The following is a 19063-nucleotide window of genomic DNA, read 5'->3' as shown; positions in this document are numbered from 1 at the left end:
GTATCTTTATTATAAAGTATTGGCCAATGCCACAAATTTTTCCAGGGTGAGGGCCTCGGCCCTCACCAATGGAGAAATACCTGCTGATTCAAGCCCTTTCTGTATCTGCTCAGGAGAGAATCCCGATAAATGCCCCTTAAGGCTGTTGGCGATCATCTTCCGTCGGCTCGCAAAAGAGGCCCGAACAACCTCCCTGAAAAGGGGGAAATTTTTGACCGGGACCCTCAAATCAGGAAGGATTTTAAACTGAACAACGGCCGACTCCACCTTGGGGCGGGGATAAAAAGCGGCTCGAGAAACCTTCAGCACTATTTTGACATCGGCATGGATCTGGCTGAAGATTGAAAGAAGGCCGTAATCTTTGCAGTTCGGTCGGGCGACAATCCGTTCCGCCACCTCCTTCTGGAGCATCAAGGTTAATGCGGAAAAGAGCCTCTTGTGATCAAACAGGCGAAAGATAATCTCTGTGGCGATATTATAGGGAAGGTTTGCAATAACTTTTTTCCGGTGTTTCGCCTCACCTGTTTTCCCTAACAATTGTAAAATATCCCCCTCAACAATCTTCACATTTTGAAAACCGGCGAATCTCTCGCAAAGCGACGGCACCAACTCTCTATCCTTCTCAATCGCCACTACTGAGGCCCCCGTTTTGGCCAACGCCTCCGTCAAGATGCCGCGGCCTGCTCCGATCTCCAGTATCGAATCACCGGAGCCAACATCGGCCAGACGGACAATTTTTGCGGCAAGGCTTGGGTTGGTCAGAAAATGTTGGCCCAAATATTTCTTGGCTTGCATCTTATCATGGTTCGACAAGCTCACCATCCGCCTCAGGCGGACCCTGAGTTCATCGAAGGGTTGCCCGCATCCTGATTCGCGACGGCATTAAGACTCCAGGGGGAGGTTTGACCTTTTTTCAAATACTGATAACCGACAGCCGCAATCATGGCGGCATTATCGGTACATAACAGGGGTGAAGGGAAAAAGGCCTGTGGGAGTTTCTCTCTCAGGCGACTGTTGCAGGCAACCCCGCCCGAGACAACGATTGTTTTGACCCCCTTTTCCTCGGCGGCAAGAACGGTCTTTCTGACCAGATCATCCACTACCGTTTCCTGGAACGAGGCACAAATATTTTCAAGTAGGGGCGAGGTCACCTCGCCCCTACAGCTTTGCCGGACATAATTTAAAACCGCAGTTTTCAACCCGCTAAAACTGAAGTCAAACGGATGTCCGGAAATCTTCCCTTGAGGAAATTTGATCGCCTTCGGGTTCCCGTCTCTCGCCAGTTTATCAATCAAAGGTCCTCCTGGATAACCGAGTCCTAAGATCTTGGCGACCTTGTCAAACGCCTCACCGGCGGCATCATCCCGCGTCCCTCCTATCAGTTCATACCGGCTGAACAGGGAAACATGGTAAATCAGGGTATGCCCTCCGGAAACAAGAAGGGCCAGATAAGGGTACGTCACTTTGGGGTGCTCCAGAAGAGCCGCCTGAAGATGCCCCTCGAGATGGCTGACCCCCACGAACGGGATTCCTTGGGCAAAAGCGATCCCCTTGGCCACCTGCAAGCCAACCAAGAGCGAACCGACCAGACCGGGCATTACCGTCACCGCAATCGCTTCAATCTCAGCGAGCGTCACCTTCGCCTGATCTAACGCCTCCTGGATGACCGGCAGGATCACCTCCATATGCCGGCGGCTGGCCAGTTCCGGAACAATCCCCCCATATTTTTGGTGAACCTCCTGTTGCGAGGCAATGATATTGGATAAAATTTTGAGGGAAGAACCGTTCCCATGAACAACGGCCGCCGCCGTCTCGTCACACGAGGTTTCGATACCTAAAATAATCATAGGTGTGTTAATAAAGTAATTTTTTCAGGATGTTGAGAAAGGTCCCAGATACAAGGCGCCCGCAAAGGCACGACTGAGGCGTACTTAAATGTACGTCGAAGGAGGGCCTGCAGCGGGCAACGCAGTAGATGGGCCTTTGTCAACATCCTGTTATTCCCAATCCAGCGCCCGCCGGCCATAGATATAGACAAGCCCCACTGCGAGGATAAAGAGGAAGATCAGCATCTCCAGAAAAATGAAAAGTCCCTCCCCACGGGCGATAAAATCCTTGAAGAGAACCGCCCACGGGTAGAGAAAGACCACCTCCACATCAAAAAGGATGAAGAGCATCGCCACAAGATAAAATTTAACCGAAAAATGGCTCCGGAGATTTTCGACTGAATCGACCCCACATTCGTAGGGGAGATGCTTTTCGCGCGTGAACTTTTTTTTGCCGATCAGGTGTGAAACAAGGAGAAACGCCGCCACAAACAGGGCGCCAAAGGTAAAGAGAAGCAGAATCTTGCCGTATTCTTCCATAAATTAAAACAACATAACGGCTGACTCCCTCACAATCCGGACCAACGGGTCCCAAAAAAGCCCCATCGCCAAGGTCAGAGCGGCCAGTCCCGAAACGAGAACGGGATGGGATAACCCGCTAAAACGAAAAGGATTCTGGTCCGGCGGGTCAACGAAGAACATCACCTTCACCACACGGATGTAGTAATAGAGAGAAACGACACTGTTCAAGACCCCGACAATCGCCAGTCCAAACATCTTCGCCTTGATAACGGCGGTAAAAAGATAAAGCTTGCCGGCAAAACCGGCGAAAGGCGGAAGCCCGGTTAAGGAAAATAGAAAAACTGCCATCATCACGGCAAGGTAGGCCCCCTGCCCTCCCCGGCGGCCGATCCCGTTGTACCCCTCCAGATCCTCAACCCCCCTCTGGTTCAAGATCATGATCACGACCAGAAAGGCCCCGAGGTTCATCACAAAATAGACGATGAGGTAAAAGAAAACCGCCTGGATCGCCTCCTGGTTCAGCGCCGCAAACCCCATCAGCAGGTAACCGGCATGGGCGATGGAGGAATAGGCCAAAAGCCTTTTCAGATTTGTCTGATAGAGGGCCGCAAAGTTTCCGAAGGTCATGGTGACGATGGCCAGGAGGGTGATCAGTTCCGGCCAGCCGGCCAGTTTCAGGTCACCAAATTGGTCCGGTGACTTGATAGCAAGCGCCGTCAGGAAAAAACGGATTAGCGCCGCGAACCCGGCCGCCTTGGGACCGACAGAAAAGAAAGCCGCCACCGGCGTCGGGGCCCCTTCATAGACATCCGGCGCCCACATATGAAACGGGAAGGCCGCAATCTTGTAGCCGAATCCGGCGAGTGAAAGAACCAGCCCGACGAAGAGGACCGATTTGTCCGTGGCATGGGTAGAAAAATAGACAAACATCTCGGACATGCTGAGCGTCCCGGAAAGGCCATAGAGGAGGGAAAAACCGTACGCCATGATCCCGGAAGCAACCCCGCCATAGATCACATACTTGAGTGCGGCCTCCGAGGAGCGCCGGATCCCCTTCAGGAAACCGGAGAGGATATAAGAGGAAATGCTGACCATCTCCAGCGAAAGATAAAGCATCAAAAGGTTTGTCGAGGTGGCCAGCAACATCATCCCCAACGTCAGGGTCAAAAGAAGGATGCAGTAACTGGGGATATCCACCCGCTCCATCTCCCGGGAACCGGAGGAAAAGAAGATGATCACGATTGCCGAAAGGCTAAACAAGACCTTGAAAAAGGTCCCCGCCGCATCAAAGGCCACCATACCGGTAAAAAGCGAAGCGGCCGGCATCGATCTTGAGACATAAGCAGCCCCCAAAGCGGCCAGAAGACCGATCAGCGAAAGACCGAAAAAGAGCGGGGCCTTTTTTTGTTTCGTGGTAAAAAAGTCGGCGATAAAAAGGACGAGGACTGTTGCCGAAAGGATTGATTCGGGTAAAAATAACCTGAGGTTCTGCAAGAGTGCCATCTTTATAGCCCCGCCACCCAGGAAGAAGGAAGATAAGACTGCATCCCCTGACTCAAGGCCGAGAGTGAGGCCCCCACCAGGTCCAAGGCCGGCTTCGGGTAAACACCCAAAACCACCACAAGGATCACCAACGGGACCAGCGTCAGCATCTCACGACCGGAAATATCCGGCATCCCTTTGTATTTTTCATTGACCGGACCGAGAAAAACTTTCTGGAAGGTCCAGAGCATGTAACCGGCGGTCAAGACCACGCCAGAGGCGGAGAGGATCGTATAGAATCTCCAGACCTTGAAACCTCCCAGGAATGAAAGCGCCTCGGAGATAAAACCGGAAAGTCCGGGGAGACCCATCGCCGCAAAAAAGGCAATCGCCGTCATCACCGCATATTGCGGCTGGGTGGTCGCAAGCCCCCCAAATTTATTCAGATCCCGATGATGGGCCCGGTCGTAAACCACACCAACCAGCAAGAAGAGCTGGGCGGTGATCGTCCCATGGTTGAACATCTGCAGGACCGCCCCGTTGATCCCCTCCGGCGTGAACGAACTCATCCCCAACAGACAAAAACCCATGTGAGAGATCGACGAATAGGCGATCAATTTCTTGAAATCGGTCTGTGCCATCGCACAGAGGGCCCCGTAAATGATGTTGATGACCCCGATCACCGCCATCATCTGTGCAAAATAAACGGTCGCCTCCGGCAAAAGGGTATAGTTGATCCGCAGGATCCCATAAATGCCCATCTTTAAAAGGACGCCGGCCAGGATGACGGAGATGGCTGTCGGCGCCTCCACGTGGGCATCCGGAAGCCAGGTGTGGAACGGAAAGGCCGGGATTTTGACCGCGAAACAGATGAAGAGCCCCAGCCAGCAAACCAGCCGGAAATTGGGATGGGTGAGCGGCCCCAGATGACCCGCCTGATTGGCGAGCGTCACCAGGTTAAAGGAGTTCCCGTCACTGTAAAAGTAGAAGGCGATCATCACGAGCAACATCAGGACACTGCCGAGCAGGGTATAGAGGAAGAACTTGATCGCCGCATACTCACGCCGCGGACCGCCCCAAATCCCGATCAGGAAGTACATCGGCAAAAGCATCACCTCCCAGAAGACGTAGAACAGGAACCAGTCGAGGGCGCAGAAGACCCCCATCATTCCGGCATCAAGCAGGAGGAAAAGGGCGAAGTAGCCGCGGACCGATTTTTGGATCCCCCAGGAGGCGATGATACAGATCGTGGAAATCAGCGCCGTCAACAAAACCATCGACACCGAAATGCCGTCGATCCCCATATAATATTGAATATGAAAGGCGGGGATCCAGCTGTAGGGCCCCTCTACAAACTGAAAAGAGGCGGCGGACCGGTCAAAGAGAGCAAAGATCTTGAATGCGATGAAGAGCGGCGGCAGTGTCGCCGCAAGCGCGACCCAGCGAGCCCAGTTGGGTTTCTCTTTGGGGAGAAACGGGATGATCAACGCCCCCACAAGAGGGATAAAGGTCATCAAGGATAATGCGTGTTGCATGAGTTTTAGCCTCCTCTATCGACTACAAAAATTTATAAACAATCACCACCACAACACCACCCAAGGCCATATAAAGGTAATTCTGGATCTGGCCGGTTTGGATCCGGCGGAGATTTCGGCCGGCGACGAGCGTCGCTTCCGACAAGAGATTGACCAGACCATCCACAAGGTACTTATCCAAGAGGCCGGAGATCCAGGAGAAGATCCGCGTCACCAGTCCGGAGAGGTTGACAATCCCATCAATGACTTTTTGATCAAAGAGGTCTAACGCCCGATTGAGCCGGAGGAGGTTCTGCACCACAACCCTGTCATAGAACTCATCCACAAAATATTTGTTCGCCACCAACCGGTAGAGAGTGGCAAAGCGGGCGGCAAACCTTTCAGGGATATCGCGGCGCGAGGTATAAAAAAGATACCCGAGGTAAGAACCACCGACCGCAATGAATAACGAAAACCCCATCAGGAGATATTCGGCTACCGGGATAGCATGATGTTCTCCCTCTTCAGCAAGATGAAAAACCGGAGAAAGCCACCTTTCAATGAGATTCGGCAGATGAAAGAAATGCCCCAGGGAGGCTGGAACCCCCAAGAGCCCACCCAAAATAGAGAGAACCGCCAGGATCACTAACGGAACCGTCATCGAGGCGGGCGATTCATGGGGATGATGGTGCTTATCTTCAATCCCTTCTTCATGAATGGGTTCATGCAATTTACCTAGAAACGTCATTCCAACGAGCCGGAACATATAGATGGCGGTGCCGATGGCGGCAACCACTCCGAGCCCCCATTGCAGGTAATGCCCGGAGGCAAAGGTCCTCCAAAGGATCTCGTCCTTGGAGAAGAATCCGGCAAACGGAAAGATCCCGGCAATCGCGAGCGTCGCCAAGAGAAAGGTCTTGTAGGTCACCGGCATGAATTTTTTGAGCCCGCCCATTTTTCGCATATCCTGCTCGCCACTCATCCCGTGAATGACCGAACCGGACCCCAAGAAGAGACAGGCCTTAAAGAAGGCGTGGGTAACCAAATGAAAAATTCCTGCGGCGTAAGCCGCCACCCCCATCGCCCCAAACATGAAACCAAGTTGGGAGACGGTGGAATAGGCCAGGACTTTTTTGATATCATTTTGCGCGAAACCGATCGTCGCGGCAAAAAGCGCCGTGGCAAAACCGACGGTCGTCACCACAGTGAGGGCGACCGGAGAGAGCGAATAGAGAAAATGGAGCCGGGCAATCATGTAGACACCGGCGGTAACCATCGTGGCAGCATGGATTAGGGCGGAGACCGGCGTTGGTCCGGCCATCGCATCCGGAAGCCAGGTATAAAGGGGGATCTGGGCCGACTTCCCGGTCGCCCCAATAAATAGAAAGAGACAGATGAGTGTCACCACCGAAATACCACCCCAGGTCTGTCCCACCAGGAGCGGGGCCTGATCCCGGATCTCGGTAAATGTCACCGTCGGGTGACCGAGCTGAAAAAGGGTCCAGAACAAGAGGAGGAGACCGATCAAGAAACCCCAGTCCCCGATCCGGTTGACGATAAACGCCTTCATCCCGGCGACGGCATTCGGCTTGCTTTCATACCAGAAACCGATCAACAGATAAGAACAGAGCCCGACCCCTTCCCAACCGATAAACATCATGAAGAGGTTTGATCCCATGACAAGGAGCAACATCGCAAAACAAAAAAGGTTCAAGTAGGCAAAGAAGCGGGGGTAATCTTTATCATGCCCCATGTAGCCGGTCGCATAGATATGGATAATAAACCCGACACCGGTGACCACGAGCATCATGGTCAAGGTGAGCGGATCGATCAGGAAGGCAACATCGGTATGCAACGCCCCGACATCGATCCAGGGCCAGAGGGTGATGGTCAGTTCCCGCGCCTCCGGGGCGAGAGAGAGAAAATGGGCGAAGGTCCCGAGAGAAATCAAAAAAGAAAGGGCAATCGTGGCGCAGGCGACCCCATTCACGAAGCCCCGGGCGGGACGCCAACCGCGAAAACTGACAAACCCGTTTACCGCCGCCCCGATCAACGGGAGGAGAGGGACAAACGGAATGTAACTGATGAATTTCTCAAACATTTTGAGCCGGAAAAGTTGGCGCAAGAACTATGATAACTGACCCAAAAGGTCAAGGGGTTAGAGGGGGTTGGTGAAACAAAAATAAAGCTTCCCTAAGCCGTTTGCCGGGCGTAGAATGAAGGCAGTTTTCTGGAAGGGGGAAATATGATGAAAACAAGGGTCTCTCTCTTTGTGGGTGGTCTTTCTCTGATGACAGCCCTCTTTTTGATGCCGATCGCCTTCTGGGGCGCGGGGATCTGGGGGTGTGGTAGTAGCAGTGATGACGGAACCGGGGGGACCGGAACGGCCGATGTCTCTTCTCTCGCCTCCCTCCCAAGCGTGGATCTTTCTTCCTATGATAAAAGTACCGGGACGAGCAGTACCTCTTCCCTATCCGCCCTGGAAATGGTCCTCTCCTCAAAACCAAAGAGTTTTGGCGAGAACGCCCGGGGTGTTGGAAAACCGTCCCGGGCCGGTTGCGAGGTCCATTCCATCAAGGATGAAACCTTCCGGATGAGCCAGATGGCCCAGATGCCTCGTTGTTTCCTGGAAGGGATGGAAACGGCCGGGTTGATCACGATCCCGACTGATGGAAGCTTGGCCATTTACAAGATTGGCCCCCCTGAAGAGAAGGCGCCGGGAGGGGCCCCCGAAAAGGGGAAATTCTGCGGCGATATCCCGGCCTGTATGAGCAACGCCAAGGCCGCCTGTGAAAAAGGGGAAGAAGGACCTAAAGGAAAAGCGATCACCGTCCGGATCGGGAAAACCAGCTCTGATACCCTCCAGATCGATCTCTGCCAGGCTGGTAAACTGGTCGATGAATCCCTCTATCAGGCCAGCGGTTCCAAATACACGTTGAACGCCACCCATAGCGATACCTTCGGCGGCGAGGAGAACAAGGGAAACATCACCATGACGGTCGACGTGGGAACGAGCGGCAAGGTCACCAATGGCACGGTGGACCTGGGAACGGATGGCACGGCAGACGCGACCCTCAAGGGGCAGGGAGGTTTCGGTACGATGACGAGCCACTTTATCGCCTCGGCCGCGGATGGGAGCAATACGGTGAGCGGCGCCTTCACGAGCAGTTTTAAGGATGAGTGTACCGGTAAATCCAATGCGATGACAGGAAGGATTCACGGCCAATTCACCACGAAGGGGACCGCCAAATTTAGAGGGACGGGGAACCCGCCCCCGATGCCATTCAAGGATATGATCCCTTTTGATGTCCCCGCAGATAAAAAGGGACAGTTTGCCCAACAGATCGGGGCCGAGCTGGGGATAGCCTTGGGGGCCACCGATATCGAAACTGTCTTCTTTTGCATGAGCCCTGCCTTTGACCCGGCCAATCCCACCAAGGCCAAGGGGGTTCCCCCGATGATCCCCCTCCCTTCCACAGGGACCTGTCCCGAAATAACACATACCGGGACCGAATCGTTTGAGAGTAAAACCACGGAAAAGGAGGGGAGTTTCAAGAAACAGAAGGTCCAGGTCTTCACAACGATCCCGGACAGCGAGTCTCCCTTTTTCGATGCCGTCAAAGATTTCGATCTGACGACCCTCGATCCCAACATAGAGGCCATCGCCTTCAGCCGGAACTGGGATTGTTCCGGCAGTGCCACAGAGGTTGATTTCAGCAAGGCCGACCCTTCAAAAATGAAGGAGGCGATGCAGTCCTGTTTCGCCCTGGAGGAAGAGGCCCGGGCGAGGAATGGCCTCAAGGGACGACGGTGCGAGCAGGGAGATATGAAAAACGAGCTCGACAACAAGGCCCAAAAGGGAGGGGGAGGGACAGACTTTGGCACGTACGGAGGGGAGGGGACCTTGCAACAGAGCGACCCCTCTACCAACTGCGCCGTTGGGACAGCCCCGGACAAACTGTTTATCAAACCACTCGACACAGCCGCCAACAGCTACTGTCTACCGATCGATCAGAAATGTGATCCCTTCACTGTTTCCGTGGCGGGAGCGATTCCCGCCGCAACTGGTCTCTCGATCACCCTCCCCGGGGGATCCACGGCGACCGCTCTTAACTACCAGACAGCGAACCCACCACCGGGGTTCGCTGTGACTCTCAGAAACGCCGCAGGTGCGAGCTGTAACGCCACCTTCGCCTTAAGCAAACCCCAATTCACCGGCGGGGGGACGCCCACTCAAAAACAATTTCCTGAGGCTTGTCAGAAGAGGGGCCTAACCGATGAGGCCTCCTGCCGGGCCTATTGCGGGCAACCAAATTCCGGATGTTAAGTTAAAGTGGAAGAGTAGGGGCGAGGTGACCTCGCCCCTACTCTTTTTGGGGTAGTCGCTCGAATAACTGCTGGATCTCCGCGTCGCCTCGGCCGCTCTGGACAATCTCCTCAAGCAGACGACGGGCGGCTTCGAACTGCTCCGCCCCTATATAGGCCTTGGCCAACTTCTTCTTGGCATCAAGACTCTCGGGGGCGACTTTTACTATCTTTTCATAGACAGGGATCAATCGGCCATAATAATTTTTTTTGTAAGAGGATTCCGCCTGTTGCTGAAGGTAGCCTTCATATTCTCCCTGGGAGGGGATTTCAGAAAGCGGCCTGGGGGGTGCCAGCAAAAACTTCCAGGACAACAGGGCAATAATCCCTGTGACAACAACGATGGGGACCCAGAAACGCCAACGCATGAATGGTGAGGGTGCGATAACCAACCTAAAAGGTCAAGGGGTTAGAGGGTCTTTACTTATCATGCCCCTTGTTTTCTCGCGCTCAGGGTGCGTAGAGGCGGGAGACGATCAGCTGGGCGATATGATCAAAAGGGGTACAACGAAAATCACTAAGATTGATCGTCATTGTTTGCTGTCTGCCTAACAAGCGGTAGGTCACTGTATACCGATAATCTTCTTTATAACAGTTCCAAATGAGTGGATCATAAACAGTCCCTTCTATCGCCACCACTTGAGGGATCATCTGATCCGCTCTCACACGCATAAAGCCAGCTTGAACCTTTATCAATCCCCTCACCTGTGAAGCATTCAGATTGATGTAGGCCTGAACCAGCTCCGTCAATCGATCCATCCCATAGAGTTCAATTATCTCACTGATAGGTCCAGGCCGCGAAGGACGAATCTCATTGAAACGGGTCCATTCGTCGGCGGTAATTACCCCATCCGGGTCCGCTGCATTCCCGTTGGCCAGAAGGTCGGCAATCGCCATTTTCCTCTCCGAAGGTTGCACCGAAGACGAATCGTAATAAAAGACCGCAGGTCCTTGATTCAGAAGGACCTCGGCGACCGCTCCGGCCCCTTCATAAACAAAATCGAAATCACCATCCCGATCGGCATCAAACCAGCCAAACCGGTCAATCTCCGTAGCATAAAAAGAGGGAGAGGCGATTTGATTGCCAAACTCGAGGTGCCAGAAGCCGTTCCCTTCATGGACAAGACCATAAAAGGATTCACCATCAACAGTACGGTGGTCACTAAAATTGGGATTCCCGATTGGAGTATAAGGTTCATTGGGAAGGCTGTAGGACCCATCCAAACGATTCAGAAGAGCAAGATCTACCGTTTCATCGGCTATCGATTGCGGTGCCCCAAAATAGATGTCCGACATGTAAGCTCCTTTTGCCGGTCATTATCGGGGAGGGTTGGGAAGAGTTGCTTATAAAAAGTGATGCCAGAGGGCGAGAAACAGCCCTTGACCTCGTTCGGTCCCCTTGGTGTTCAGGTCGACGACCGTTCCGAATTGGAGGAAAAGGTTCTCCTTGATTTTAACATTGCCGGCAGGTCCGACATAAATCCGTCTGGCTGTCCCCAAGGAGTTGCCGGCGGCATCTTCGCTGCCAACCAGATGTCCCAGATGCAAGCCAAAATTAAGACCGAGGTTCGTCCGCTCCCCTATTTTTCGCCCGACGACACCATTCGCCACAGAGAGGGCGAGACCACCCCGTTCATCGGTCCGATAGTCTTTAAATCCCCATCCGACTGAAACAGGAACAATGGAGACCGACCATTTTCCCCATTGAAGAAACATCTCCTGATACCAACTGACGGAAAAAGAATTCCCCCCGATCCGGATCCCCTCTCTTTGGGTCGCCGTTGGGAGACCGACCACCAGGCCGTTATCAAACCAGACGTTGGCACGATCCCCCTCCACCAGATGCCAGAAATGAGAGGCGAGGAGACTAACCGTGCCGAGCCCTCCCCCCGATTTTGACCCCTCCCACCGGTACCCTAACGGGGCATGGATCAAAAAGAGGAGCTGGTCTTTCCGGTCAGCCCCGGTAAACCCTTCGGAAAAATATTCCAGTTCCAGCGCCGTTTCGGCGTCATGCGCATTAATTCCATTCTGGTTAAAATAGCTGGCAAAGTACTTGGCACACAGCCCCCCATAAGGGCCGGGCGCCCCGTTCCCCAAAAACTCCGGATTAAATCCGGTCTGGGCCCAGGCACACGGGACCAAAGAGCCTAGAAAAAAGAACAGACCAAATAAAAGGATAATGGATCGCCGCATGGGGATTTTTTTGACTACCCTTTCAGCAAGGTTGTCTGCGTGGTATCGATGTCCCGGTATTGTTGAAAAATGGCGACGACGATCGCCAGGGCGACTGCCGCCTCGGCCGCCGCGAGGATGATGATGAAGATCGCAAAGAGAGAGCCGGCCAGATCATTCCCGTTGAAATGCGCAAAGACGACAAAATTCAGGGCGGCGGCGTTAAGGATCAGTTCAACACCGATCAGCAAGCCAACCGCACTCTTCCGGGTAATCACGTTATAAAGACCGAGGCAGAAGAGGATCGCCGTTATCGTCAGGTAATGTTGGAGTATCGGCATCTATCGAACCTCCCTTCGCACCAAGACAACCGCCCCCAACAATGCGGCCAACAGTGCGATCGAAATCACTTCAAACGGAAGAAGATAACCGGTGAGCAAGGCGTTCCCGATCGGCACAACCATCGAATCAAATTTTTCCCCGTCCTGCACCACCCAGCCGGCAGAACCGGACAGGTTTAAAAGATAAATCAGGAGTGTGCCGCAGAGGACCGCCCCGATTATTTTATTGATCGATTGATTGCTCACCGTCACATCCTCAATTTTGTTTGTCAGCATCACGGCAAAGAGGACAAGGACAAGGATGCCGCCGACATAAATCAGAACTTGAGTCACGGCCACAAAATCGGAAGAGAGCATGAGGTAAAAGGCGGCGACGCCAAAAAAACTCCCCATCAGGGCAAAGCCGGAATGGACGATGTTCCGCGAAAAACTGACCACCGCGGCACCGACCACCACAAAAAAGGCAAAGGCCCCAAAGAGGACAAGGCCGATCATACGCTCACCCCTTCCGTCGTCGCCTCTTCCTTATCTTTCTTCGGAGCCTTGTACGGGACGATCGTCGTCCCTTCGGGGACGAAGCGGAAAACCAGTTCATCAAGACTCTCCGTCGCCTTTTCAAATTCGCGGGTAAAATGGATCGCCCCGGTCGGGCAGGGCTCGGTGCAGAGGCCGCAATACATGCATTTGGCCTCATCGATATCAAACTTTGTCAGGACCCGTTGTTTCGTCGCCTCATCTTTCTGGGTTTCGATCAGGATACAGTCGATCGGGCAATCGGTCATACAGGCGAGACAGGCGGTGCAGATCTCCATATCCACCTTGAGAAATCCACGGAACCGTTCCGGCAAGGTTTCCTTCAATGGTTTGGGGATCCGGTCGGGGTATTGGATCGTGACCGGCTTTCGGAAGAGATGGGAAAAGGTGACACTCATCCCCTCAAAAATGGAGGTGACCGAATCACTGATATTTTTAAAATATTGCGTCATAGTAATGGCCTAAAATCCAGCGCCACGTTTGAATAACGAAGTTGGTAGTAGACCCGCCAGAAAAAGTAGAGGAGTGTGACAAGGGCCAGACTTAATAAAAAATACCGGGTAAACAGAGAGCCCTGCGGCAGAAGGACCATCCAGACCGCAGTCCCCAGCACACAGACAAAACCGATCGGGGTCAAGTACTTCCAGCAAAGGGCCATCAGTTGATCGACACGAACCCGCGGCAGGGTCCAGCGGATCCAGATGATCACAAAAACAACCGCCAGTGATTTGGCGACAAAGGTGATCAGTTCAAAAAGGGGAGGGAGCCACGGGTTAATCCCAAGGGCCCAGTGTCTCAAGACTTGAGGAATCTGCCACCCCCCCATAAACAAGGTCACGGCGATCGCCGCAATCAGATAAAGATTGGCCCATTCGGCAAAAAAGAAAAAGAGGAAGCGCATTCCGGAATATTCCGTATTGTAGCCGGAGACAATTTCGGACTCAGCCTCCGGAATATCAAACGGCGTCCGGTTCCCTTCGGCGAGGGACGAAATAAAAAGGATGAAGAAAGCGATCATCGAAAACGGGTTGTTGAACAAAAACCAGTTCCAGGGGGCGGCCCCTTGGGCCTTGATGATCTCTTGCATCGAAAGGGAACCGGCCAGAAGGACAACCGTTAAAATCCCCAAACCGGAAGGGATTTCGTAAGAAACAATCTGCGCCGCCGAACGCATCCCCCCCAGAAGGGAATATTTATTGTTCGAGGCCCAACCGCACATCAGGATCCCAACAACAACAAGCGAGGTCACTGCGAGGATATAAAAGATCCCGACGTTCAAATCGGCAATGATGAGCGCACTTGAAAACGGGATCGAGACAAAGGCAGAGAACATCCCGGTAAAGACAAGATACGGGGCCATCCGAAAGAGCGGGCCATCCGCCTTGGCCGGGATCAGGTCTTCCTTGAGGATCGATTTGAGCCCGTCAGCCAGCCATTGAAGAAAACCGACCGGGCCAACACGGTTCGGCCCGATCCGGTCCATCATCCGGGCGGCAATCCGCCGTTCCACCCAGGAGGTAATCCCGGCAAATGGCGCAACAAAGAGGAGCAAAAGGACCAGGCCAAAAAGAATCTGGATGCCAACATAGACAAATTCTGCGGGGATTGTTTGAAGCAAGGCATATTTGGCGATCAGAAGGTTGGCCAGGTTTTGCATTATCGGTCAATCTCCGGCGCGACCACATCCAGGCTCGCAATCAACGCAATCAGGTCGGCAATCATCATCCCATGAGAAACCTTGTCAATGATGCTCATCGCGGTGAAGGAACTGGTGCGGAACCTCACCCGGTACGGCTTGTCCGAACCGTCGGAGACGAGGTAGACCCCCATATCCCCCCGCGTACTCTCCAGGCGGACATAGATCTCTCCCTTGGGGGGACGAACCTTCTTCGGAACCTTCACCATAAAATCCCCCGCCGGCATTTTCTCGAAACATTGCCGGACCAGACGGCAGGACTGAAGGATCTCTTTGACACGAACCATGTACCGGTCAAAACAGTCCCCCAAGAGGCCCGCCTCCCCTGTCCCGACCGGGACCTCAAACTCCAATTCAGGGTAAACAGAGTACGGTTCATCCCGGCGCAGGTCCCAGTTGACACCAGAGCCACGCAGGTTCGGCCCGACTAGATTATAATTGATCGCCTCTTCGCGTGAGATGACCCCAATCCCTCCCAATCGTTTGAGAAAAATCTTGTTTCCCGTCACCAACCGGTCAAATTCATTGAGCGACCTCTCCACACGGTCCAAAACGGGGAGCGTCTTTTCCACAAAACCGTCAGGGAGGTCGTAGATCACACCGCCGATCCGGGCGTAGTTGTAGGTCAACCGCTGGCCGCAGAGGGATTCCATCAAATCATTGATCGCCTCCCGTTCCCTCAAGGTGTGCAAGAACGGGGTGTAGGCCCCGACATCCATCGCCAGAGAACCGATCGCGAGGAGATGGGAGATAATCCGATTCAATTCCTGGGCAATGACCCTTAAGTACTCTGCCCGCTTCGTCGGCTGGATCCCGGCCAGTTTCTCGACCGCCATCGCATAAGCCACATTGCAATTCATCGCGGCCAAGTAATCGACACGATCGGTCCAGGGCATGAAGCCGTTGTAGGTAACCCCTTCGGAGATTTTTTCGATGGAACGATGCAGGTAACCGACATCCGGGATCGCCACATCCATCACCTCACCATCGGTCTTGACGATAAACCGGATCACCCCATGGGTACTCGGGTGCTGCGGTCCCATGTTTAAGGTCATTTCCTGTGTCTTCAGTTCAGTCATTGCAATAACGATGGCCTCGTTGTCGTGATCCCGTGGTAATCTTCCTCTTCCTTATAATCCTTTCTCAAAGGATGCCCAACCCAATCGTCGGGAAGCATGATCCGCCGGAGGTCGCTATGCCCCTCAAAATTTATTCCCAAAAGGTCGTAGACCTCCCGCTCCAGCCAATTGGCCACCTTCCAAACGGATTCCACTGTTGGGACCTGTGGTTTTTCCACCGGCAGTTTTACCTTAATCTCAAGGTGATGCCGGTGCCGGTAGGAAAAAAGGTGGTAAATAACTTCTAAATGGTCTTTCCAGTCCACCCCGGTCAAATCGGAGAGACAATCGAAATAAAAGATGTCGGAAATTTTCAAAAGCTCGCAGACCGGAACAATCTTTTCCGCCGGGACAACAAGGAAAGAGTCCCCTCCCAATTCTCCCGGAGCGGCCGGAAGTCTGGCGTTGACTAACTCCATGGCGACACCGGGGAACTGCAATTGCAACTCTCTGAAGATATCCTCAATGTTCATGGGTTCCTTTATTTTAAGCCGCTACCGGTTGATGACGGACCAAAAATTTCTCCCGCCTGATTTTCTCCTGGAGCCGGATCAACCCTTCCGTCAACGCCTCCGGACGGGGAGGGCAACCGGGGATGTAAATGTCAACCGGGATAATCTTATCCACCCCTTTCACAACTGAATAAGCGGGCTGGAACAGTCCCCCGCAGTTGGCACAGCTCCCCATGGAAATAACGTACTTCGGTTCCGGCATCTGTTCATAGAGAAGTTTCGTCCGGAGCGCCATCTTGTAGGTCAGTGTCCCGGCGACAATAATCAGGTCCGACTGGCGCGGCGTCGCCCGAAAGACCGAACCAAACCGTTCAAGGTCGGTCTTTGGCCCCCCGGTCTGCATCATCTCGATCGCACAGCAGGCGAGTCCAAACAGGAGATACCAAAGCGACGAGGCACGCCCCCAGTTCAGCAGGTCATCGACTTTGGTGGTAATCACATTAGCCGGCAGTTGGTTTTTGAGTGTCAACATTATCCACTTTCCTTGGGTGAATCACCCTTTCCTATTTTCTTCACCCACTCCAGATCCCCCTTGATCCAGACATAGGCGAGGCCAAAGAGGAGGATCAAGGAGAAGATCAGGATCTCCACAAGGGCGGTCAGCCCCTTCCCTTCGGCCACCCACTGTTTGAAGACAACACCGACAGGGAACATGAAGGCGATCTCCACATCAAAGATAATAAAGAGCAGGGCAATAATGTAAAAACGGATATTAAAATTAACCCAGGCCGAACCGACCGGTTCCTCACCGCACTCATAGGAACTCTGCTTCATGGTGGACGGGACCGAGGGACGGATAAGGCTCCCGATCAGGAGACTCGCCAACACAAACCCGACCGCGAGCAGGATAAAGACCAAGACATTCCCAAACTGGAATAACATAAGCGGGTATTTTTACACCGGCCAAAACCGTTCTGTCAAGCTATCGGATCACTTGTTTTTGCCCTTTGACCTCCAGAAAAAAACTGCCGTTTTTTTTGTCTTGTCTGATCTCCCGGGCCAATTCAAGATAACTCTTCCGGTTAAACCGGGCGGTCATGGTCCCGCCCCGAACACGGCAATAAAAAACATTTTTGGGGCCGACAAAGAGGGTTGAAGGATCCAATTTTTCTGAAACCGATCCTTGAAAAAAGAGGGTGATGGCTTCAATCATTTTTTTCTTTTTTAGAATCTCTACTTCTTGAATTACTAAAGCGGTATCGGCCGCCTTAAAGTAACAGGTCTCCCCCTGACAGAAGGCGACAAAACGGCCATCGTTTGTTGGTTTGATATTTTTGAAAAAGAGGCTGAGGACGGCCGGTTCATCCACCAGCGCCCCCTCGTGCCAGACCCCCCCTTCTTCATCGATGGAGTAATGATAGATTCTAGGAAACGACATTCTTGGGTCGTCCTCGAAGAAACGCCTCCGCGTTCTCCACCGCAATCGTGAACATCCTTTCATTCGATTCCCACGTCAGCCAGGCGATATGGGGAGAAAGAAAACTGTTCGGCGCCTTCAAAAGCGGGTCTTTGGGGTCCGGTGGCTCCTTTTCATAGACATCGATGATCGCCCCGGCAATCCGCCGCCGCTGGAGTACGGAAAGAAGCGCCTTTTTTTCAACAATGGCCCCGCGGGCAAAGTTGATCAGGATCGCGTTTTTCTTCATGAGGGAAAATTCTTTGGCCCCGATCAGGCCGCGTGTCTCGTCATTCAGGGCAACATGGAGGGAGATGACGTCGCCCTCTTTCAGGAGTTTCTTGAAAGGGAGATAACGAACCCCTTTTTTCTCCCAGTTTTTTTTGCGGTGCCGATTCCAGTAAACAATCTTCATCTTGAAAACTTTTGCAATCTCCGCCACCCTCTGGCCGATCTGGCCCAGTCCAATAATGCCAAGGGTTCTTCCCTCCAATTCACTCCCCATAAACATCATCTTTTCCCAGAAACGACCCGGGAGGGAGTGCTCGCTTGGGCGAAGTGATTTTTCAGCGGCGATGGAGCGGCGCAGGAATGTGATCAACTGCCCGAAGAGAAATTCGGCCACCGTGTTGGTGGAATAGGAGGGGACATTCGTCACGGTAATCCCCTCTTCTTTCGCCGCCCGGATATCCACCATATTAAAACCGGTGGCGACCACACCAACGTACCGGAGCGAAGAGGAAGCCATTAAAATTTCCCGTGTCAGGGAGGTCCACCCGAGAAAAACCGCATCGGCCCCCTGCAGGTGACGGATGACTTTTTGGGGATCCTGTTCAATAGTTCGGTAAAAGAGAACGTTTCGAGCGAGTCTCCGGAGCCTTTTTGTCAGGGAAGGGCTGACCGCGGAAAACTCGTTCCAGCAATCAATCAGAACGAGCTTGTTGAATCCCGTCATAGAGTCTGCACAATTTCCAGAACGCCACGCCGGATCAGCATTACCGCAATGGCCGCAAGAACAATCGCCCCAATCTTGGCAAAGGCCTTGGAACCCCCTTTTCCCAAAATCTTTCCCAGCCAATCGGCCCGATAGAAGGAAACCGCCTGCAAGAGAATACAGAGGAGACAGGAAAAGAGGGTCAGAAAGAGTCCGTAAAGATTAACGAGCAGAAGGGAAACGGTCAGAATGGCAGGCCCCGCGATCAGCGGCGTCCCAAGAGGAACAACGCCAGCGGTCTCCGGCGAACGTGACAGAGATTCATCTTCCACCAGGGTCTTGATCGAAATAACAAGGAGCAAAAGTCCGCCGGCCGCAGTAAAATCGGCAATCGTGATCCCCAACATACGCAGAACCCAATTCCCGATAAAAACGAACCCCACGATGATCACAGCCGCTGTAATCATCGATTGTCGCACGATCCGGTGTTTTCCCGATTTATCGAAATTTTCCGTCAGGGTCAAAAAAATAGGCACATTTTCAATAATCCCCATCGCCACAAAGAGCGGGATGAAGGTCAGCCAGAAATTGTGAAAAAGATCAGCCATGGGGCCAACCTAGTGGGGAGCCTATGGATTGTCAACCCTT

At 53.1% G+C, this 19063-nt stretch carries 21 protein-coding genes; 1 reads left to right on the top strand and 20 read right to left on the bottom strand.

Going from position 1 to position 19063, the window contains the following annotated elements:
- Nucleotides 1-9: 9 nt before the first annotated feature.
- The 6 genes from rsmA to nuoL all read right to left on the bottom strand — a co-directional run bounded on the left by rsmA (nucleotide 10) and on the right by nuoL (nucleotide 7445).
- Nucleotides 10-795, bottom strand: coding sequence for a ribosomal RNA small subunit methyltransferase A (gene rsmA, locus HYS22_07130; GenBank protein ID MBI1909924.1), 786 nt, complete (start codon nucleotides 793-795; stop codon nucleotides 10-12).
- A 32-nt stretch (nucleotides 796-827) separates the two neighbouring features.
- Nucleotides 828-1847 carry a tRNA (adenosine(37)-N6)-threonylcarbamoyltransferase complex transferase subunit TsaD gene (gene tsaD / locus HYS22_07125; protein ID MBI1909923.1) on the bottom strand — a complete coding sequence of 340 codons (1020 nt, stop codon included), beginning with the start codon at nucleotides 1845-1847 and terminating at the stop codon, nucleotides 828-830.
- A 150-nt stretch (nucleotides 1848-1997) separates the two neighbouring features.
- The gene (locus tag HYS22_07120; protein ID MBI1909922.1) at nucleotides 1998-2366 is read right to left on the bottom strand and encodes an NADH-quinone oxidoreductase subunit A; all 369 of its coding nucleotides are present in this window, start codon (nucleotides 2364-2366) and stop codon (nucleotides 1998-2000) included.
- A gap of 3 nt (nucleotides 2367-2369) precedes the next feature.
- On the bottom strand, nucleotides 2370-3851 hold the full coding sequence (locus tag HYS22_07115) for an NADH-quinone oxidoreductase subunit N (GenBank protein ID MBI1909921.1): 1482 nt from the start codon (nucleotides 3849-3851) through the stop codon (nucleotides 2370-2372).
- A gap of 2 nt (nucleotides 3852-3853) precedes the next feature.
- The gene (locus tag HYS22_07110; protein ID MBI1909920.1) at nucleotides 3854-5365 is read right to left on the bottom strand and encodes an NADH-quinone oxidoreductase subunit M; all 1512 of its coding nucleotides are present in this window, start codon (nucleotides 5363-5365) and stop codon (nucleotides 3854-3856) included.
- Nucleotides 5366-5387: 22 nt separating this feature from the next.
- Nucleotides 5388-7445, bottom strand: coding sequence for an NADH-quinone oxidoreductase subunit L (gene nuoL / locus HYS22_07105; protein MBI1909919.1), 2058 nt, complete (start codon nucleotides 7443-7445; stop codon nucleotides 5388-5390).
- A gap of 144 nt (nucleotides 7446-7589) precedes the next feature.
- Here nuoL and HYS22_07100 point away from each other — a divergent pair, with 144 nt between their 5' ends.
- Nucleotides 7590-9671, top strand: a complete 2082-nt coding sequence (locus HYS22_07100; protein MBI1909918.1) for a hypothetical protein — start codon at nucleotides 7590-7592, stop codon at nucleotides 9669-9671.
- Nucleotides 9672-9708: 37 nt separating this feature from the next.
- Here HYS22_07100 and HYS22_07095 read toward each other — a convergent pair whose 3' ends face one another.
- The 14 genes from HYS22_07095 to HYS22_07030 all read right to left on the bottom strand — a co-directional run bounded on the left by HYS22_07095 (nucleotide 9709) and on the right by HYS22_07030 (nucleotide 19023).
- Nucleotides 9709-10077 (bottom strand): tetratricopeptide repeat protein, encoded by a 369-nt coding sequence (locus HYS22_07095; GenBank protein ID MBI1909917.1) that lies wholly within the window; start codon nucleotides 10075-10077, stop codon nucleotides 9709-9711.
- Nucleotides 10078-10159: 82 nt separating this feature from the next.
- On the bottom strand, nucleotides 10160-11005 hold the full coding sequence (locus HYS22_07090) for a hypothetical protein (GenBank protein ID MBI1909916.1): 846 nt from the start codon (nucleotides 11003-11005) through the stop codon (nucleotides 10160-10162).
- A gap of 48 nt (nucleotides 11006-11053) precedes the next feature.
- Nucleotides 11054-11905, bottom strand: coding sequence for a hypothetical protein (locus tag HYS22_07085; GenBank protein ID MBI1909915.1), 852 nt, complete (start codon nucleotides 11903-11905; stop codon nucleotides 11054-11056).
- Nucleotides 11906-11919: 14 nt separating this feature from the next.
- Nucleotides 11920-12225, bottom strand: coding sequence for an NADH-quinone oxidoreductase subunit NuoK (gene nuoK, locus HYS22_07080; GenBank protein ID MBI1909914.1), 306 nt, complete (start codon nucleotides 12223-12225; stop codon nucleotides 11920-11922).
- Nucleotides 12226-12720 carry an NADH-quinone oxidoreductase subunit J gene (locus HYS22_07075; GenBank protein MBI1909913.1) on the bottom strand — a complete coding sequence of 165 codons (495 nt, stop codon included), beginning with the start codon at nucleotides 12718-12720 and terminating at the stop codon, nucleotides 12226-12228.
- Nucleotides 12717-13211 (bottom strand): NADH-quinone oxidoreductase subunit I, encoded by a 495-nt coding sequence (locus tag HYS22_07070; protein MBI1909912.1) that lies wholly within the window; start codon nucleotides 13209-13211, stop codon nucleotides 12717-12719. Before HYS22_07070 ends, HYS22_07075 begins: the two co-directional genes overlap by 4 nt.
- A complete protein-coding gene (nuoH, locus tag HYS22_07065; GenBank protein ID MBI1909911.1) occupies nucleotides 13208-14416 on the bottom strand; it encodes an NADH-quinone oxidoreductase subunit NuoH in 1209 nt (402 codons plus the stop codon). The genes HYS22_07070 and nuoH overlap by 4 nt, the downstream gene beginning before the upstream one ends.
- Nucleotides 14416-15534, bottom strand: a complete 1119-nt coding sequence (locus HYS22_07060) for an NADH-quinone oxidoreductase subunit D (protein ID MBI1909910.1) — start codon at nucleotides 15532-15534, stop codon at nucleotides 14416-14418. Before HYS22_07060 ends, nuoH begins: the two co-directional genes overlap by 1 nt.
- A complete protein-coding gene (locus tag HYS22_07055) occupies nucleotides 15531-15992 on the bottom strand; it encodes an NADH-quinone oxidoreductase subunit C (protein MBI1909909.1) in 462 nt (153 codons plus the stop codon). The genes HYS22_07060 and HYS22_07055 overlap by 4 nt, the downstream gene beginning before the upstream one ends.
- Nucleotides 15993-16059: 67 nt before the next feature.
- Nucleotides 16060-16557, bottom strand: coding sequence for an NADH-quinone oxidoreductase subunit B (locus HYS22_07050; protein MBI1909908.1), 498 nt, complete (start codon nucleotides 16555-16557; stop codon nucleotides 16060-16062).
- Nucleotides 16557-16967, bottom strand: a complete 411-nt coding sequence (locus HYS22_07045; protein MBI1909907.1) for an NADH-quinone oxidoreductase subunit A — start codon at nucleotides 16965-16967, stop codon at nucleotides 16557-16559. Before HYS22_07045 ends, HYS22_07050 begins: the two co-directional genes overlap by 1 nt.
- A gap of 40 nt (nucleotides 16968-17007) precedes the next feature.
- Nucleotides 17008-17463 (bottom strand): DUF1285 domain-containing protein, encoded by a 456-nt coding sequence (locus HYS22_07040; protein MBI1909906.1) that lies wholly within the window; start codon nucleotides 17461-17463, stop codon nucleotides 17008-17010.
- Nucleotides 17450-18436, bottom strand: a complete 987-nt coding sequence (locus HYS22_07035; protein ID MBI1909905.1) for a D-2-hydroxyacid dehydrogenase — start codon at nucleotides 18434-18436, stop codon at nucleotides 17450-17452. Before HYS22_07035 ends, HYS22_07040 begins: the two co-directional genes overlap by 14 nt.
- Nucleotides 18433-19023, bottom strand: a complete 591-nt coding sequence (locus HYS22_07030) for a MarC family protein (GenBank protein ID MBI1909904.1) — start codon at nucleotides 19021-19023, stop codon at nucleotides 18433-18435. The genes HYS22_07035 and HYS22_07030 overlap by 4 nt, the downstream gene beginning before the upstream one ends.
- Nucleotides 19024-19063: the final 40 nt, after the last annotated feature.

Source organism: Deltaproteobacteria bacterium (genome assembly GCA_016177765.1).
Taxonomy (GTDB): Bacteria; UBA10199; UBA10199; order JACPAL01; family JACOUP01; genus JACOUP01.
The sequence above is the reverse complement of the archived record's forward strand: the minus strand, read 5'-3'. Positions and strand labels throughout refer to the sequence as shown.

Excerpts from the sequence above, each read along its gene's own strand:
- rsmA (MBI1909924.1), bottom strand. The coding sequence starts at position 795 with ATGCAAGCCAAGAAATATTTGGGCCAACATTTTCTGACCAACCCAAGC.
- tsaD (MBI1909923.1), bottom strand. The coding sequence starts at position 1,847 with ATGATTATTTTAGGTATCGAAACCTCGTGTGACGAGACGGCGGCGGCC.
- HYS22_07120 (MBI1909922.1), bottom strand. The coding sequence starts at position 2,366 with ATGGAAGAATACGGCAAGATTCTGCTTCTCTTTACCTTTGGCGCCCTG.
- HYS22_07115 (MBI1909921.1), bottom strand. The coding sequence starts at position 3,851 with ATGGCACTCTTGCAGAACCTCAGGTTATTTTTACCCGAATCAATCCTT.
- HYS22_07110 (MBI1909920.1), bottom strand. The coding sequence starts at position 5,365 with ATGCAACACGCATTATCCTTGATGACCTTTATCCCTCTTGTGGGGGCG.
- nuoL (MBI1909919.1), bottom strand. The coding sequence starts at position 7,445 with ATGTTTGAGAAATTCATCAGTTACATTCCGTTTGTCCCTCTCCTCCCG.
- HYS22_07100 (MBI1909918.1), top strand. The coding sequence starts at position 7,590 with ATGATGAAAACAAGGGTCTCTCTCTTTGTGGGTGGTCTTTCTCTGATG.
- HYS22_07095 (MBI1909917.1), bottom strand. The coding sequence starts at position 10,077 with ATGCGTTGGCGTTTCTGGGTCCCCATCGTTGTTGTCACAGGGATTATT.
- HYS22_07090 (MBI1909916.1), bottom strand. The coding sequence starts at position 11,005 with ATGTCGGACATCTATTTTGGGGCACCGCAATCGATAGCCGATGAAACG.
- HYS22_07085 (MBI1909915.1), bottom strand. The coding sequence starts at position 11,905 with ATGCGGCGATCCATTATCCTTTTATTTGGTCTGTTCTTTTTTCTAGGC.
- nuoK (MBI1909914.1), bottom strand. The coding sequence starts at position 12,225 with ATGCCGATACTCCAACATTACCTGACGATAACGGCGATCCTCTTCTGC.
- HYS22_07075 (MBI1909913.1), bottom strand. The coding sequence starts at position 12,720 with ATGATCGGCCTTGTCCTCTTTGGGGCCTTTGCCTTTTTTGTGGTGGTC.
- HYS22_07070 (MBI1909912.1), bottom strand. The coding sequence starts at position 13,211 with ATGACGCAATATTTTAAAAATATCAGTGATTCGGTCACCTCCATTTTT.
- nuoH (MBI1909911.1), bottom strand. The coding sequence starts at position 14,416 with ATGCAAAACCTGGCCAACCTTCTGATCGCCAAATATGCCTTGCTTCAA.
- HYS22_07060 (MBI1909910.1), bottom strand. The coding sequence starts at position 15,534 with ATGACTGAACTGAAGACACAGGAAATGACCTTAAACATGGGACCGCAG.
- HYS22_07055 (MBI1909909.1), bottom strand. The coding sequence starts at position 15,992 with ATGGAGTTAGTCAACGCCAGACTTCCGGCCGCTCCGGGAGAATTGGGA.
- HYS22_07050 (MBI1909908.1), bottom strand. The coding sequence starts at position 16,557 with ATGTTGACACTCAAAAACCAACTGCCGGCTAATGTGATTACCACCAAA.
- HYS22_07045 (MBI1909907.1), bottom strand. The coding sequence starts at position 16,967 with ATGTTATTCCAGTTTGGGAATGTCTTGGTCTTTATCCTGCTCGCGGTC.
- HYS22_07040 (MBI1909906.1), bottom strand. The coding sequence starts at position 17,463 with ATGTCGTTTCCTAGAATCTATCATTACTCCATCGATGAAGAAGGGGGG.
- HYS22_07035 (MBI1909905.1), bottom strand. The coding sequence starts at position 18,436 with ATGACGGGATTCAACAAGCTCGTTCTGATTGATTGCTGGAACGAGTTT.
- HYS22_07030 (MBI1909904.1), bottom strand. The coding sequence starts at position 19,023 with ATGGCTGATCTTTTTCACAATTTCTGGCTGACCTTCATCCCGCTCTTT.